This window comes from Burkholderia sp. Bp9140 (assembly GCF_003853425.1).
Classification (GTDB): domain Bacteria; phylum Pseudomonadota; class Gammaproteobacteria; order Burkholderiales; family Burkholderiaceae; genus Burkholderia.
In genome coordinates this window covers 1-15,185 of record NZ_QTPQ01000030.1, presented here as the reverse complement: position 1 = coordinate 15,185, position 15,185 = coordinate 1, and the positions used below count along the sequence as shown (strand labels likewise).

15 protein-coding genes are annotated in these 15,185 nt (G+C 66.8%); 1 reads left to right on the top strand and 14 read right to left on the bottom strand.

Annotation, left to right across the window (positions count from 1 at the left end; all coding sequences use genetic code 11):
* Positions 1-816, top strand: coding sequence for a pyruvate, water dikinase regulatory protein (locus DIE21_RS23915; protein WP_059450011.1), 816 nt, complete (start codon positions 1-3; stop codon positions 814-816).
* 121 nt (positions 817-937) lie between these two features.
* Here DIE21_RS23915 and DIE21_RS23910 read toward each other — a convergent pair whose 3' ends face one another.
* From DIE21_RS23910 to pyrH, 14 genes are all read right to left on the bottom strand, one after another.
* Positions 938-1,720 (bottom strand): RNA methyltransferase, encoded by a 783-nt coding sequence (locus DIE21_RS23910; RefSeq protein ID WP_124500041.1) that lies wholly within the window; start codon positions 1,718-1,720, stop codon positions 938-940.
* Between the two features lie 274 nt (positions 1,721-1,994).
* Entirely contained in the window at positions 1,995-2,648 is a 654-nt protein-coding gene (rnhB, locus tag DIE21_RS23905) for a ribonuclease HII (RefSeq protein ID WP_124500040.1), read from the bottom strand.
* The gene (lpxB, locus tag DIE21_RS23900) at positions 2,645-3,814 is read right to left on the bottom strand and encodes a lipid-A-disaccharide synthase (protein WP_124500039.1); all 1,170 of its coding nucleotides are present in this window, start codon (positions 3,812-3,814) and stop codon (positions 2,645-2,647) included. The genes rnhB and lpxB overlap by 4 nt, the downstream gene beginning before the upstream one ends.
* Positions 3,815-3,817: 3 nt before the next feature.
* Positions 3,818-4,606, bottom strand: coding sequence for an acyl-ACP--UDP-N-acetylglucosamine O-acyltransferase (gene lpxA, locus DIE21_RS23895; protein ID WP_124500038.1), 789 nt, complete (start codon positions 4,604-4,606; stop codon positions 3,818-3,820).
* 67 nt (positions 4,607-4,673) lie between these two features.
* Positions 4,674-5,141: a 3-hydroxyacyl-ACP dehydratase FabZ gene (gene fabZ / locus DIE21_RS23890; RefSeq protein WP_006495559.1), complete on the bottom strand. Its 468-nt coding sequence runs from the start codon at positions 5,139-5,141 to the stop codon at positions 4,674-4,676.
* 130 nt (positions 5,142-5,271) lie between these two features.
* Positions 5,272-6,366, bottom strand: coding sequence for a UDP-3-O-(3-hydroxymyristoyl)glucosamine N-acyltransferase (gene lpxD, locus DIE21_RS23885; protein WP_124500037.1), 1,095 nt, complete (start codon positions 6,364-6,366; stop codon positions 5,272-5,274).
* A 16-nt stretch (positions 6,367-6,382) separates the two neighbouring features.
* Complete coding sequence (locus DIE21_RS23880) at positions 6,383-6,880, bottom strand: OmpH family outer membrane protein (protein WP_185640656.1); 498 nt, start codon at positions 6,878-6,880, stop codon at positions 6,383-6,385.
* A 64-nt stretch (positions 6,881-6,944) separates the two neighbouring features.
* On the bottom strand, positions 6,945-9,251 hold the full coding sequence (gene bamA / locus DIE21_RS23875) for an outer membrane protein assembly factor BamA (protein ID WP_059599928.1): 2,307 nt from the start codon (positions 9,249-9,251) through the stop codon (positions 6,945-6,947).
* Positions 9,252-9,315: 64 nt separating this feature from the next.
* Positions 9,316-10,707 (bottom strand): RIP metalloprotease RseP, encoded by a 1,392-nt coding sequence (rseP, locus tag DIE21_RS23870; protein ID WP_124500035.1) that lies wholly within the window; start codon positions 10,705-10,707, stop codon positions 9,316-9,318.
* Between the two features lie 11 nt (positions 10,708-10,718).
* A complete protein-coding gene (locus DIE21_RS23865) occupies positions 10,719-11,915 on the bottom strand; it encodes a 1-deoxy-D-xylulose-5-phosphate reductoisomerase (RefSeq protein ID WP_124500034.1) in 1,197 nt (398 codons plus the stop codon).
* Positions 11,916-11,930: 15 nt separating this feature from the next.
* Positions 11,931-12,752 carry a phosphatidate cytidylyltransferase gene (locus DIE21_RS23860; RefSeq protein ID WP_124500033.1) on the bottom strand — a complete coding sequence of 274 codons (822 nt, stop codon included), beginning with the start codon at positions 12,750-12,752 and terminating at the stop codon, positions 11,931-11,933.
* Entirely contained in the window at positions 12,746-13,528 is a 783-nt protein-coding gene (gene uppS, locus DIE21_RS23855; RefSeq protein ID WP_124500032.1) for a polyprenyl diphosphate synthase, read from the bottom strand. Before uppS ends, DIE21_RS23860 begins: the two co-directional genes overlap by 7 nt.
* A 49-nt stretch (positions 13,529-13,577) precedes the next feature.
* On the bottom strand, positions 13,578-14,138 hold the full coding sequence (frr, locus tag DIE21_RS23850) for a ribosome recycling factor (protein WP_124500031.1): 561 nt from the start codon (positions 14,136-14,138) through the stop codon (positions 13,578-13,580).
* A 102-nt stretch (positions 14,139-14,240) separates the two neighbouring features.
* Positions 14,241-14,954, bottom strand: coding sequence for a UMP kinase (pyrH, locus tag DIE21_RS23845; protein ID WP_124500030.1), 714 nt, complete (start codon positions 14,952-14,954; stop codon positions 14,241-14,243).
* Positions 14,955-15,185: the final 231 nt, after the last annotated feature.

The following is a 15,185-nucleotide window of genomic DNA, read 5'->3' as shown; positions in this document are numbered from 1 at the left end:
ATGCTGCCTACCGTTTTCATCGTCTCCGACGGCACCGGGATCACTGCCGAAACCTTCGCGCACTCGATCCTCTCCCAGTTCGACCAGAAGTTCCGCCTCGTGCGCCTGCCGTTCGTCGACTCGCTCGACAAGGCCTTTGCGACCGTCGAGAAAATCAACGAGGCCGCGGTGCACGACGGCCGCCGCGCGATCGTGTTCACGACGCTCGTCGACAGCGAGTCGAACGACATCGTCAAGCGCTCGAACGCGCTCGTGCTGGACATGTTCCAGCGCTTCGTCGAGCCGCTCGAGCAGGAACTGGAGCTGAAGTCGAGCCATGCGATGGGCCGCGGCCACCAGAACGCCGATACCGAGGAATACAAGACGCGGATCGAGGCGATCAACTTCTCGCTCGCGCACGACGACGGCCAGTCCAACCGCAACCTGTCGGAAGCCGACGTGATCCTGGTCGGCGTGTCGCGCAGCGGCAAGACGCCGACGAGCCTGTATCTCGCGATGCAGTACGGCGTGAAGGCGGCCAACTATCCGCTGATTCCGGAAGATTTCGAGCGCGGCAAGCTGCCGTCGGCGCTGTCGCCGCATCGCGACAAGCTGTTCGGGCTGTCGATCGACCCGCAGCGCCTGTCGGAGATCCGCAACGAGCGCCGCCCGGGCAGCAAGTACGCGGCGCCGGAGAACTGCCGCTACGAGATCAACGAGGCCGAGGCGATGATGCGCCGCGAAGGGATCAAGTGGCTGTCGTCGACGCACAAGTCGATCGAGGAAATCGCGACGACGATCCTGCAGGAAATCCGACTCGACCGGCAGTCGTACTGACGATTTGCCCGCCGGGCCGGCCGCCAAGCCGCCGCCAGAAGCAAAAAGGCCGCGTCGAACGCGGCCTTTTTTCATGGTGCGGGATACGACGCGCGGTCGACGCCGTGCGTCACGTAGTCTGTCACGCGCGCCGCTGCTGCCGCACCTGCTCGAACAGACACACCGCCGCCGCTGCCGCGACGTTCAGCGACTCCATGCCACCCGGCTGCGGGATCGTCACGCGATGCGTGGCCGCGTCGCGCCAGAACGCCGACACGCCGGCGCCCTCGTTGCCGAACACCCATGCGACGGGCCCGGCCAGGTCGCAGTCGTAGATCGCCTGCGCGCCGTGCGAATCGGTCAGCGCGACCGGCACGTCGAGGCGTTCGGCGAGCGTGGCGGCGTCAACGTCCTCGTGAATCGCCAGCAGGAAATGCGCACCCATCCCCGAACGCAGCACCTTCGACGACCACGCATAGGCGGTGCCCGGCGCGCAGAACACGTGCCGCACGCCGGCCGCCGCCGCGCTGCGCAGGATCGAGCCGACGTTGCCGGCGTCCTGCACGCCGTCGAGCACGACCGACGTATGCGTGACGCGCTCGGGCAGCGGCTGCGCCGGACGGTCGACGAGCAGCAGGAAACCGACGCCGCTGACCACGTTCGACAGTTGCCCGAACAGCGCGTCGGGCAGCGTGACGACCCGCTGCGAATCGACGCGCGTGATGATCGCCTGCGCTTCGGCATGCGCGAGCGCGCCTTCGGTCGCGACGCACAGCTCGGGCACCGCACCCGTATCGAGATACGCGCTGGCGAGATGGAAACCTTCGAGCAGCGCCTGGCCGCCGCGGCGCTGCTGGGACGTCGAGCCCGCGAGCGCCTTCAGGCGCTTGTACAGCGGGTTGTCGCGGGAAGTAATGCTTTTCATCAAAGGGCCTGTTCCCGCTAATAACGGGCTTGCGAACGTGCCTTGCCGGTCGCAGTGCAAGAAGCAAGGAGCGCCGTTTGGCCGAGCCAAACAAGTGACGCGCGACGCCGCAATGCGGCCGGCAAGACACGTTCCCGAAACTAAAAAATCCCTTTCCAGGGGCTGGTCGCCAGAAGGGCCGATCGCGGCGTCATGCTCCTTGCGAATACGCCAGGTATTCGCCGCGGCCCATTCCTTGCGCTCGGCCCTTCTGGCGGCCAGCGCAAGCCCGTTATTAGCGGGAACAGGCCCTCAGGTCGAGCGCCGCGCGCACGGGGGCAAACGAGCGCCGATGCGCTTCGCACGGGCCGTGCTCGCGCAGCGCGGCAAGATGTTTCGCGGTGCCGTAGCCCGCGTGCACGTTGAAGCCGTACACCGGGAAGCGTTCATGCAGGTCGACCAGCATGCGGTCGCGCGTGACCTTCGCGAGAATCGACGCGGCCGAGATGCTCGGCACGAGCGCGTCGCCGCTGACGATCGCCTCGGCACGCACCATCAGTTTCGGACAGCGGTTGCCGTCGATCTGCGCCAGCGTCGGCAGCACCGACAGGCCTTCGACGGCCCGCTTCATCGCGAGCATCGTCGCGTGCAGGATGTTGAGCGTGTCGATCTCGTCGACGCTCGCCGACGCGACGCAATACGCGCGCGAACGCGCGACGATCAGGTCGTACAGCGCATCGCGCTTTTTCGCGGACAGCACCTTCGAATCGTCGAGCCCGTCGATCGGCTGCGCGGGATCGAGGATCACCGCGGCTGCCACGACCGGCCCCGCGAGCGGGCCGCGGCCCGCTTCGTCGACGCCGCAGACGATCTCGTCGGGCCGGCTGAAGTCGAAACCGTCCTGCACGTCGGTCGACGCGCGGCGGCGTGGTGCACGGGCTGCCGTCATGCGCGCCCCTTGCGTTGTTCGAGTACGCGCACGACCGCTTCGGCGGCCTTCGCGGCCGTGTTCTGCCGCAGCGAAAGATGCATTTCGGTAAAGACTTCGGTCAGCGTGCGGCGGTTCGCGTCGTCGCGCAGTTGCGTGAGCGTCGCATCGGCGAGCGCCTCGGGCGTCGCGAAATGCTGCAGCAGCTCGGGCACGACGAAGCGCCCCGCCAGGATGTTCGGCAAGCCGACGTACGGCAGATAGCCCTGCCGGCGCATGATCTGCCCGGTCAGCCAGGGCACCTTGTACGAGATCACCATCGGCTTCTTCAGCAGCGCGGCTTCCAGCGTGACGGTGCCGCTCTTCACGAGGATCGCGTCGGCGGCCGTCATCGCGACCTGCGAGCGGCCGTCGGTGATCGTCAGCGCCAGTTGCGGATGCGCTTCGACGAGCGGCCGCAGCAGTTCGCGCAGCGCAGGCGTCGCCGCCGGCATCACGAACCGCACGCCGGGCTCGCGCTGCTGCATCAGCGCCATCGCCGCGAAGAACGTTGGGCCGATCAGCCCGATCTCCGAGCGCCGGCTGCCCGGCAGCACCGCGATCACCGGGCCGTCTGCCGGCAGGCCGAGCGCGATGCGCGCGCCGTGCGTGTCGGGCTCGAGCGGAATCTCGTCGGCCAGCGGATGGCCGACATACGTCGACGCGACGCCCGCCTTGTCGAGGATCGCCGGTTCGAACGGGAACAGGCACAGCATGTGGTCGACGGACTTCGCGATCTTCTTGATCCGCCCGCCGCGCCACGCCCAGATCGACGGGCACACGAAGTGGATCGACGGGATGCCCGCGTCGCGCGCGGCCTGCTCCACGTTGAAATTGAAATCGGGCGCGTCGACGCCGATGAACGCGTCGGGCCGCTCCGCGAGCAGCTGCCGCTTCAACTCGCCGCGAATCCGCAGGATCTCGGGGATCTGGCCCAGCGCCTCGACGTAGCCGCGCACCGTCAGCTTGTCCATCTGCCAGTGCGAGTCGAAGCCGTGCGCGAGCATCCGCTGCCCGCCGATCCCGTAATACCGGGTCGACGCGGGCAACCGCTCTTGAAGCCCGCCGAGCAGCGACGCCGCGAGCAGATCGCCCGACGGCTCGCCGGCCACCATCGCGAGCCGGAGCTGATTGGTCGGGAGCGACATCGCTTAGCGGATGATGCCGCGTTGGGACGCGTCGATGAACTCGACGAGCGCGGTAACCGCCGCGTCGCCTTCACCGCCCGCGGCCGCCAGCTCGCGCAACTGCACCTTCGCTTCCTCGAGCGACAGGCCGTTCTTGTACAGCAGGCGGTACGCGCTGCGCAGCGCCGAGATCGCGTCGGGTGAAAAACCGCGCCGGCGCATGCCTTCGACGTTGATGCCGTGCGGCTCGGCCTTGTTGCCGGCCGCGATCACGAACGGCGGCACGTCCTGCACGAGTGCCGAGGCGCCGCCCAGCATCGAGTGCGCGCCGATGCGCACGAACTGGTGCACGCCCGACATCCCGCCGACGATCGCCCAGTCGCCGATCTCGACGTGACCGGCCATCTGCGCGTTGCTCGACAGGACCACGTTGTTGCCGATACGGCAGTCATGACCGATGTGCACATAGGCCATGATCCAGTTGTCGTCGCCGAGCGTCGTCACGCCGACATCCTGCACGGTGCCGGTGTGGATCGTCGTGAATTCGCGGATCGTATTGCGGTTGCCGATCACGAGCCGGGTCGGCTCGTCCTTGTACTTCATGTCCTGCGGACGACCGCCGACCGACGCGTAATGGCCGATGCGGTTGTCCTCGCCGAGCGTCGTGTGACCTTCGATCACGCTGTGCGAGCCGATCGTCGTACGCGCGCCGATCGTGACGTGCGGCCCGACGATCGCGTACGGCCCGATCTCGACGGACTCGTCGATCTGCGCGCCCGGTTCGACGATCGCGGTAGGATGAATCCTGGTCATGCGCCGTTGCCTCTCGATGTGATGTGTCGCGTTGCTCGCGTTACGTTACCCATGCGTGCCGCGTCGCTCAGGGCGCCGCGTCGGCCGTCTTGACCGTGCACATCAGTTCGGCTTCCGCCGCCACCTTGCCGTCCACTTCCGCCACCGCCTTGAACTTCCAGATGCCGCGGATGTAGCGTTCGAACGTCACGTTCAGAATCAGCTGGTCGCCCGGTTCGACCACGCGCTTGAAGCGCGCGCCGTCGATCCCGACGAAGTAGTACAGCGTGTTTTCCGGATCCTTCGGCTGCTCTTCCGCGAACGTCAGCAGCGCGGCCGCCTGAGCGAGCGCCTCGAGGATCAGCACGCCCGGCATCACCGGCCGCTTCGGGAAGTGCCCCTGGAAGAACGGCTCGTTGATCGACACGTTCTTCAGCGCTTTGATTCCCTTGTGGGGCTCGAGTTCGAGCACGCGATCGACGAGCAGAATCGGGTAGCGATGCGGCAGCAGCGTGAGGATCTTGTGGATGTCGAGATTGATTTTTTCAGTGCTCATGATGGTTCGTCTCACGCAGAGGCTGCGCGGTGGTGATGCAAAGGCTGAAGCGGGCCGCCGCGCGGCCCAGTCTGGCAAACCGGGCCGGATGCGCTGGCCGTGCCCGGTTCGTGGTCTCGCATGGTGTCGGTCAGGCGTCCGTGCCGCCCTGGGCGGCCAGCGCGGTTTCGAGCGCCTTGATGCGGTCGCGCAGCTTGTCGAGGTTGCGCACGAGCGCGGCGCTCCGGTTCCATTCGCCGTGGTCGACGGCCGGGAACGCACTCGTGTAGATGCCGGCCTTCGGCAGCGACTTCGACACGCCCGACTTCGCGGTGATGATGACATAGTCGCCGAGCGTCACGTGGCCGGCGATGCCCGCCGCGCCGCCGATCATGCAGTGGCGGCCGATCGTCGTGCTGCCCGCGATGCCCGCGCTGCCGGCGATCACCGTATAGGCGCCGATCCGGCAGTTGTGGCCGATCTGGACCTGGTTGTCGATCTTCACGCATTCCTCGATGACGGTGTCCGCCATCGCGCCGCGATCGATCGTCGTGTTCGCGCCGATCTCGACGTCCGGGCCGACCGATACGCCGCCGACCTGCGGAATCTTGACCCAGCTGCCGGTGCGCGCATCGCCGTCGCCGACGAAATCCGGCGCGAAGCCGAACCCGTCGGAGCCGATCACGGCGCCCGAGTGGATGATCGCGCGCGGGCCGATCTTGCAGCCGTGGTACACCGATGCGTTCGGATACAGGTGCGAACCCGCGCCAATGGTCGTGCCGCGGCCGACGAACACGTTCGCGTCGAGCTGCACGCCGTCCTCGATCACCGCGCCGGCTTCGACCGTCACGTGCGGACCGATCACCGCGCTCGCGGCGACCTGCGCGGCCGGATCGATCGTCGCGCTCGGATGGACGCCCGCCGCGCGCGGCGGCGTGGCGAGATCGATGAACATCTGCGCGACGCGCGCGAAATACGCGTACGGATTCGGCGTCACGATGAAGTTGCGGGGGCCGGCCATCCGGCCACTAGCGGCCGCGCCCAGCTTTTCGAGATCCTTCGGCGCGATCAGCACCGCGCCGGCGCGGGTCGTCTCGACCTGCGACAGGTACTTCGGATTCGCGAGAAACGCGAGTTGCTGAGGGCCTGCCTGGTCGAGCGGCGCGAGGCCGCTCACCTTGCACTGGGCGTCGCCGGCGATCTCGCCGCCGAACCGCTTTACGAGTGCCTCGAGCGTCAATGCCATTCGTCGTCTGCTCCGTTCAGTTCGTCGAGCCGGACGCGAGCGCCTTGAGCACCTTGTCGGTGATGTCGATGCGCGGGCTGACGTACACGGCTTCCTGCACGATCAGGTCGTAATTCTGCTGCTCGGCGATCTGCTTGATGACCTTGTTCGCACGCTCCAGCACTGCCGCGAGCTCCTCGTTGCGGCGCTGGTTCAGGTCTTCGCGAAACTCGCGCTGCTTGCGCTGGAAGTCGGTATCGAGCTGCGCGAGATCGCGCTGCTTCTGCGCGCGGTCGGCCGCCGACAGCGACGCACCGTTCTTGTCCAGCGAATCGGACATCGACTTCAGGCGCGCCGCGAGGTCCTGCAGATCCTTGTCGCGCTTCGCGAACTCGGCTTCGAGCTTCGTCTGCGCCACCTTGGCAGGCGCCGACTCGCGCAGGATCCGATCCGAATTGACCGCCGCGATGCGGGCGACGTCCTGAGCATGTGCCGTCGCCGCGCCCAAGGCCAGCGCAACGGTCAGCGCACACATCACTCGTTTCGAAAACTTACCGGTTAGCAAAATTACCCTCTCGTTGCTGTTGTCATGCGTTCGGTCAGAACGCCGTCCCGATCTGGAACTGGAATTTCTGGTACTGGTCGCCTTCATGCTTCTGCAGCGGGAAGCCGAGGCTCAGCTTCAGCGGGCCGATCGGCGAGATCCACGCGAGACCCACACCGTAGCCGTAACGCAGGCCGTTCGCGCCGGTACTCGTGCCGCCCGGCGCGTTGCCCCATACGTTACCGCCGTCGAGGAAGGTGAACACGCGCAGCGTGCGGTCGTAACCGGTACCCGGCAGCGGGAACGTCAGCTCGATGTTGCCGACCAACATCTTCGAACCGCCGATCGGGTCGTTCGTCTTCGTGTCGCGCGGGCCCAGCGAGCTCGGCTCGTAGCCACGCACGGAGCCGATACCGCCCGCGTAGTAGTTCTTGAAGATCGGGTACGGGTTGCCGATGCCGTTACCGTAGCCGCCTTGCAGGTTCAGGCCCAGGATGAAGCCGCGCGAGAACGAATAGTAGTACTGCGCCTGCAGGTCGGCCTTGTAGTACTGGATCTTGCCGACCGGCACGCCGTATTCGACGTTCGCCTGCGTGAAGTAGCCGCGGCTCGGGATCAGCGCGCTGTCACGCGCGTCGCGCGACCACGCGACGGTCAGCGGCACCGTGTTCGACACGCGGCCGAACTCGTTCACGTAATCCTGGTAGCTCTGCGGCGTGTTCGAGTCGACGTCGAGACGGTTCTGCTCGAAGCCCGCGCCGAAGTAGACGGTGTCGACTTCCGAGAACGGAATGCCGAATTTCAGGTTGCCGCCCGCGCTGATGATCCGGAAGCTCGAGCTCGTCGAATAGTAGAGCGGCTGGTACGTGCGGTAGTAGACGTCCGTGATCCGCTTGATGCCGTCGACCGTGAAGTACGGGTCGACCTGCGTGACGGTCAGCGTGCGGTAGCTCTTCGCGGTGTTGACGTTCACCGACAGGCTCGTGCCCGAGCCGAACACGTTGTCCTGCGACACGCCGGCCGACAGCACCACCTTGTCCGTCGACGAGAAGCCCGCGCCCAGCGTGATCGCGCCGGTCGGCTTTTCGTCGACCTTCACGTTCACGTCGACCTGGTCGTTCGTGCCCTCGACCGGCACCGTCGTCACGTCGACGTTGGTGAAGTAGCCGAGACGGTTCACGCGGTCCTTCGACAGCGCGAGGCGGTTCGAATCGAACCACGAGCTTTCGAGCTGGCGCATTTCGCGGCGCACGACTTCGTCGCGCGTACGCGTGTTGCCGACCACGTTGATGCGGCGCACGTACACACGGCGGCTCGGATCGACGACGAGGTTCAGGTTCACCTTGTGGTTCGCCTGGTCGATGTCCGGCTGCGCGTTGACGGTCGCGAATGCGTAGCCGTATTCGCCGAGCTTGTCGACGATCGACTTGGTCGTTTGCTGCAGCTTTTCGGCCGAGAAGCGATCGCCCGGCTTGATCTTGATCAGCTTGTTCAGTTCGGCTTCGCGATCGAGCAGGTTGCCCGACAGCTTGATGCCCGACACCGTGTACGGCTCGCCTTCGTGCAGCGTGACCGTCAGGTACATGTCCTTCTTGTCCGGCGAGATCGACACCTGGGTCGACTCGATGTTGAACTCGAGGTAGCCGCGGTTCAGGTAGTACGAGCGCACGGCCTCGAGGTCGCCCGTCAGCTTTTCCTTCGAGTACAGGTCGTTCTTCGTGTACCAGGAGAACCAGTTCGGCGTCGACAGCTGCATCTCGTCGCGCAGCGTGCTGGTGCTGAACGCCTTGTTGCCGATGAAGTTGATCTGGCGGATCTTCGCGCTCGGGCCTTCGGCGACCGCGAACAGGATCGACACGCGGTTCGCGTCGACCGGCGTGATCGTCGTCTTGACCTCGGCCGCGTAGAAGCCGCGCGTCAGGTACTGGCGCTTGAGCTCCTGCTCCGCCTTGTCGACGAGCGCCTTGTCGTAGTAGCGGCCGTCGGCCAGACCGACCGCGCGCAGCGCCTTCGTCAGGTTGTCCTTGTCGAATTCCTTCGTGCCGGTGAAGTCGATCGACGCGATGGCCGGACGCTCCTGCACCTGCACGATCACGACGTTGCCCTGGGTGGCGATGCGCACGTCGTTGAAGAAGCCCGTCGCGTACAGCGCGCGGATTGCTTCGGATGCCTTGTCGTCGGTGAAGGTATCGCCCTGCTTGATCGGCAGGTAGGCGAACACCGAACCCGCTTCGACGCGCTGCAACCCCTCGATCTTGATGTCTTGCACCACGAACGGTGCCGCTGCATGCGCCGCGAGGCCGTGCGCGGCGAGCGCGGCCGCTGCAACTGTCTTAGGTACAAAGCGATGAGGTTTGAACAACGTGCATCCCCAATATTTAGCTGCATCAAATCAGGCGGCGGCCGACTGGCCGCCGCCTGACGCTTCAGAAATGGATTAACCGAGCCAGGTCGTTGAACAGCGCGATCGCCGACAATGCGACGATGCAGATCAACCCGGCTCTTTGCAGAATCAGCTGCCAGCGCTCCGAGACGGCTTTCCCGGTCGCGGCTTCAACCAGATAATATAACAGATGCCCCCCGTCCAAAACGGGAATCGGCAGCAAGTTCAGCACCCCGAGGCTAATGCTGACAAGGGCGAGGAACGACAGGAAGGCCGACGGACCAAGCCGCGCGCTCTTGCCCGCATAGTCGGCGATCGTCACCGGGCCGGACAGGTTCTTCAGCGACGCGTTGCCCGTGATCATCCGCCCGAACATCCTCAGCGAATACACGGCGATGTCCCATGTGCGGTGCGCACCGAGCTGCAGGCTCTCGATCGGCCCGTAGCGCACGTCGACCGACGGCGTATGCATCGACAGCGCCGCACCGATACGGCCGACCTGCTGCCCCGTTTCGTCGTCGCGCTGCGCCTGCGGCACGATCGACACCGTCTGCGTGGCGCCACCGCGCTCGACCCGCAGATCGAGCGCCTGGCCTGCGTGGTGCTTCACTGCGTCGATGAAGCGCGATGCGCCGCCGATGGGCTTGCCGTCGAGCGCGAGCAGCTTGTCGCCGGCCTTCAGGCCGGCCTGCTCGGCCGCGCTGCCGGGTTGCACCGACGCCACCGACAGCGTGCCGCCGCCGGTCTCGAAGCCCAGGCGCGTCATGAAATCGTCGTCGAGCTCGCTTTCGGGCACGTTGCGCAGGTCGACGCGGAAGTCGAACGTCGACGCGCCGCCGTCGCGCGCGCCGAGCACGACCTCGCGATGATCGAACGCGGCGGACAGCAGCTTCCAGCGCAGGTCCGACCACGAGCGCACCGGCACGGCCTCGCCGCCCTCGGCATCATCGCCTGCGCGCACGTCGCGGATCGATACGATCGTCTCGCTGCCGTCGAAGCCCGCGCGCGCCGCCACCGTGCCGGCGGCGGGCGGCGCGAGCACCGCGACCGGTTCGGTCACGCCGGTTGCGAATACGGCGGAAAACAGGACGATTGCCAACAGGAAGTTCGCGATCGGGCCGGCGGCGACGATCGCGATGCGCTTGAACACCGATTGCCGGTTGAACGCCTGGCCGAGCTCCTCGGGCTTCACGCCCGGCCCCGGCTCGCGCTCGTCGAGCATCTTCACGTAACCGCCGAGCGGCAGCGCGGAGAGCGTCCATTCGGTGCCGGTCCTGCGGCTGACCCAGCGTGCGACGGGCTGGCCGAAGCCGATCGAGAAACGCAGCACCTTCACGCCGCACCAGCGCGCGACGCGATAATGTCCGTACTCATGCACGACGACCAGCACCCCGATCGCCACCGCAAACGCGACCAGTTCGACCAGCACGTTCATGAGCACCTCATTCAGACAATGCGCTCCACGCGTGGCGCAGGCGCTTTCGCAATGATCTCGGCGGCGAGGCGGCGTGCCTCGGCGTCCGCCGCAAGGACGTCGTCGAGCCCGTTCGGGTTGCGGTTCGGCAGTGCGTTGAGCACCGCATCGACCGTCGCCGCGATCGCCATGAAGCCGATCCGGCGCTCGAGAAACGCTTCGACCGCGATTTCGTTCGCCGCGTTCAACGCCGCACTCGCGATGCCGCCCTCTTCAAGCGCCTTCAGCGCGAGCGCGAGGCACGGGAAACGCGTGTAATCGGGTTTCTCGAACGACAGCTGCGCGATCTGCGCGAGGTCGAGCGGGTCGACACCCGCGTCGACGCGCTCCGGGAACGCCAGCGCGTGCGCGATCGGCGTGCGCATGTCCGGGTTGCCGAGCTGCGCGAGCACCGAGCCATCGCGATACGACACGAGCGAATGAATCACGCTCTGCGGGTGGATCAGCACATCGATCCGGTCGCCGGCCAAGCCGAAGATCCAGTGCGCCTCGATCACCTCGAGGCCCTTGTTCATCATCGTCGCGGAATCGACGGAAATCTTGCGGCCCATCACCCAGTTCGGGTGCTTGCAGGCCTCGTCCGGCGTCACGTCGACGAGCGTGGCCGGCTCGCGCGTGCGGAACGGGCCGCCCGACGCGGTCAGGATGATCTTCGAGATCCCGCCGTGCTCGTTCGCGTCGCGCGGCATGCACTGGAAGATCGCGTTGTGTTCGCTGTCGACCGGCAGCAGGATCGCGCCATGGTCGCGCACGGCGTCCATGAAGATCGCGCCCGACATCACGAGCGATTCCTTGTTCGCGAGCAGGATGCGCTTGCCGGCGCGCGCGGCCGCGAGGCTCGGCGCGAGGCCGGCCGCGCCGACGATCGCCGCGACGACCGTGTCGCAGCCGTCGCTCTTCGACACGTCGACGAGCGCCTGCGGCCCGTACAGCACCGTGGTCTTGCTGCCCGCCGCGCGCAGCTTGGCCTCGACGTGTGCAGCCGTGTTCGCATCGCCGACCACCGCGACTTCGGGTGCGAAGCGCAGGCACTGCTCGACGAGCTTGTCGCCGTTGCGGTGCGCGGTCAACGCGTAGACCGAGAAACGCTCGGGATGGCGGGCGACCACGTCGAGCGTGCTGTCTCCGATCGAGCCCGTGGAACCGAGCAGTGTCAGACGTTTTTGCATAACAGAAATAGTGGTTTAACCAAGCAGCAGCATTGCGAGCGGCAGCACGGGCAGCAGCGCGTCGACGCGGTCGAGCACGCCACCGTGACCGGGCAGCAGGCCGCTGGAATCCTTCACGCCCGCCTGACGCTTGAGCAGCGACTCGAACAGGTCGCCGATCACGCTGTAGGCCACCAGCAGCGTCAGCGCGGCCCACGCGCCGGGCATCCCGTAGCGGGTCGCGAATGCGGAAAACAGGGTCGGCTCGAACCAGTGCGCGGCCATCGCGACACCCGCGACCGCCATCACCGCGAGCCAGCCGCCGATCGCGCCTTCCCAGCTCTTGCCGGGGCTGATCGTAATGGCCAGTTTACGCTTTCCGAAGGCCTTGCCCGCGAAGTATGCGCCGATATCGGCCAGCCAGACGACCAGAAGCAGCGACAGCACGAACGGAACACCCTGCGCACGCGCCGCGACGACCGCGTGCCAGCAGGCCGCGAACACCACCAGCCCGGCCGCGAGCAGGAACGGCCGCCATACGCCGCCCGCGAGTTCCGGCTTGCGCTGCAGCGAAAACGGGCCGACCAGCAGCCAGAACACGCCGGCCGCCATGAAAAGGGGGCGGGATGAAGTTGCGTCGATGCCGAGCGGCGCGGTCGCCGCGAGCGCCAGCGCTGCGACGATTGCATAGACGACGGAGCCGGCCGTGCCGAGCTTCAGCAGGCGCGCCCATTCCCATGCGGCGAACACGAGCACGACGCCGATCAGCGCGCCGAAGCCGCCAAGCGGCGCGAACAGCGTCACCGGCAGCAACACTGCCAGCATCGCGACCGCCGTGATCACACGGGTCTTCAGCATGAAAGGGAATCGACGTTCTGCGATTGAGGCTCGAGCTGCGCGCTGGTGCGCCCGAAACGGCGCTCGCGCTCGGTATACGATGCGATCGCGTCGGCCAGCGCCGCGCCGTCGAAGTCCGGCCAGTATTTGTCGGTGAAATAGAATTCGGCGTACGCGAGCTGCCACAGCAGGAAATTGCTGACGCGCTGCTCGCCGCCGGTGCGGATGAACAGATCGGGCTCCGGCGCGTAGGCCATCGCCAGGTGCGGCGCGAACGCGTCTTCGGTCACGTCGACCTCGCGGCCCTCGCGCACGGCCTGCTCGACGAGTTTCTTCGTCGCCTGCAGGATGTCCCAGCGGCCGCCGTAGTTCGCGGCGATCGTCAGGGTCAGGCGGGTGTTGCGCGCCGTCTTGGTTTCGGCGCGGCGGATCAGTTCGCGGATGCGCGGCTCGAAGCGCTCGAGATCGCCGATCACCCGCAGGCGGATTCCGTTCGCATGCAGCTTGCCGATCTCGCGCTCGAGCGCGGTGATGAACAGCCGCATCAGGAACGACACTTCGTCGTTCGGCCGGCGCCAGTTTTCCGAACTGAACGCGAACAGCGTCAGGTATTCGACGCCGGCGCGCGCGCAACCTTCGACCACTGCCCGCACGGCATCCACGCCGCGGGTGTGCCCCGCGACGCGCGGCAAGCGGCGTTCGGTCGCCCAACGGCCGTTGCCGTCCATGATGATCGCGATATGACGCGGCACGGCGCCGACGTCAGGCACGCGAACGGTAGAGCTGGTATAGGTCATGGCCGTTGAGACAGTAATGCGGGAAGAAGGCGGCGCGCGAGGACGGTCGTCAGACCGTCATGATCTCGGCTTCCTTGCTCTGCACGAGCTTGTCGACCTCGGCAACGTGCTTGTCCGTCAGCTTCTGCACCTCGTCGCTCGCACGGCGCTCGTCGTCTTCCGAGATTTCCTTGTCCTTCACGAGCTTCTTCAGCGCTTCGTTCGCGTCGCGGCGCAGGTTGCGGATCGCGACCTTGGCCGTTTCGCCTTCGCTCTTGACCACCTTGGTCAGCTCGCGGCGGCGCTCTTCCGTCAGCGCCGGCATCGGCACGCGGATCAGGTCGCCGGCCGTTGCCGGGTTCAGGCCGAGATCGGCTTCGCGGATGGCCTTCTCGACCTTCGCGACCATGTTCTTTTCCCACGGCTGCACGCCGATCGTGCGTGCGTCGACGAGCGTCAGGTTCGCAACCTGCGAGATCGGCACCATCGAGCCGTAGTAGTCGACCTGCACGTGATCGAGCAGACCGGTATGCGCACGGCCCGTGCGGATCTTCGCCAGATCGTTCTTGAACGCTTCGATCGAGCGCTGCATCTTCTGCTCTACGCCCTTCTTGACATCAGCGACACTCATTTCAACCTCCGAACCTTCAAACCTTCAAAGAACGCGGGCCCCGCCCGGCGCGCCACGCGCCGCGGCCGACGACCCACGCCGCTTGCCCGCATCCGCGGGAGTTTACACGTGGACGAGCGTACCTTCGTCCTCGCCCAGCACGATACGCTTGAGCGCGCCCGGCTTGTTGATCGAAAACACGCGAATCGGCAGCTTCTGGTCGCGGCACAGCGCGAAGGCCGTCGCGTCCATCACCTGCAGATTGCGGCTGATCGCCTCGTCGAAGCTGATCGTCGTGTAGCGCGTGGCCGACGGATCCTTCTTCGGATCGGCAGAATATACGCCATCGACCTTGGTCGCCTTCAGCACGACCTCGGCGCCCACTTCCGAACCGCGCAGCGCGGCGGCCGTGTCCGTCGTGAAGAACGGGTTGCCCGTGCCGGCCGCGAAGATCACGACCTTGCCTTCCTCGAGCTGGCGGATCGCGCGGGGCCGGATGTACGGCTCGACGACCTGGTCCATGCGCAGCGCGGACTGCACGCGCGCGACGATGCCGGCGTGGCGCATCGCATCCTGCAGCGCCAGCGCGTTCATCATCGTCGCCAGCATCCCCATGTAGTCGGCCGTCGCGCGGTCCATGCCGGCCGCACCGCCCGCGACACCGCGGAAAATGTTACCGCCGCCGATCACGACCGCGAGCTGCGTACCGAGACGCACGACTTCGGCGATATCGGCCACCATCCGTTCGATCGTCGCGCGATTGATGCCGAAGGCATCGTCGCCCATCAGCGCTTCGCCGGAGAGTTTGAGGAGGACGCGTTTATAGGCATTGGACATAGGGGCTTCCGAGCGACGAGAGGATGACAACCACGAACTGTAGGGGCGAAATACTGATTCGGGCAAGCGCCGACGGTCGGACCGGGTTTCCCGGCCGGCCGGCGGCGCCGCCCGGGGGCGGGGGGGGGGGCCCGCCCGGGGGGGGGGGGGGGGGGGGGGGGGGGGGGGGGGGGGGTGTGGGGGGGGGGGGGGGGGGGGGGGGGGGGGGGGGGGGGGGGGGGGGGGGGGGGG

Bases quoted from the DNA above. Each gene is read 5' to 3' on its own strand.
- rnhB (WP_124500040.1), bottom strand. From the start codon at position 2,648: ATGACGGCAGCCCGTGCACCACGCCGCCGCGCGTCGACCGACGTGCAG.
- DIE21_RS23860 (WP_124500033.1), bottom strand. From the start codon at position 12,752: ATGCTGAAGACCCGTGTGATCACGGCGGTCGCGATGCTGGCAGTGTTG.
- pyrH (WP_124500030.1), bottom strand. From the start codon at position 14,954: ATGTCCAATGCCTATAAACGCGTCCTCCTCAAACTCTCCGGCGAAGCG.
- lpxB (WP_124500039.1), bottom strand. From the start codon at position 3,814: ATGTCGCTCCCGACCAATCAGCTCCGGCTCGCGATGGTGGCCGGCGAG.
- uppS (WP_124500032.1), bottom strand. From the start codon at position 13,528: ATGACCTATACCAGCTCTACCGTTCGCGTGCCTGACGTCGGCGCCGTG.
- DIE21_RS23880 (WP_185640656.1), bottom strand. From the start codon at position 6,880: ATGTGTGCGCTGACCGTTGCGCTGGCCTTGGGCGCGGCGACGGCACAT.
- DIE21_RS23915 (WP_059450011.1), top strand. From the start codon at position 1: ATGCTGCCTACCGTTTTCATCGTCTCCGACGGCACCGGGATCACTGCC.
- rseP (WP_124500035.1), bottom strand. From the start codon at position 10,707: ATGAACGTGCTGGTCGAACTGGTCGCGTTTGCGGTGGCGATCGGGGTG.
- DIE21_RS23865 (WP_124500034.1), bottom strand. From the start codon at position 11,915: ATGCAAAAACGTCTGACACTGCTCGGTTCCACGGGCTCGATCGGAGAC.
- fabZ (WP_006495559.1), bottom strand. From the start codon at position 5,141: ATGAGCACTGAAAAAATCAATCTCGACATCCACAAGATCCTCACGCTG.
- DIE21_RS23910 (WP_124500041.1), bottom strand. From the start codon at position 1,720: ATGAAAAGCATTACTTCCCGCGACAACCCGCTGTACAAGCGCCTGAAG.
- lpxA (WP_124500038.1), bottom strand. From the start codon at position 4,606: ATGACCAGGATTCATCCTACCGCGATCGTCGAACCGGGCGCGCAGATC.
- frr (WP_124500031.1), bottom strand. From the start codon at position 14,138: ATGAGTGTCGCTGATGTCAAGAAGGGCGTAGAGCAGAAGATGCAGCGC.
- lpxD (WP_124500037.1), bottom strand. From the start codon at position 6,366: ATGGCATTGACGCTCGAGGCACTCGTAAAGCGGTTCGGCGGCGAGATC.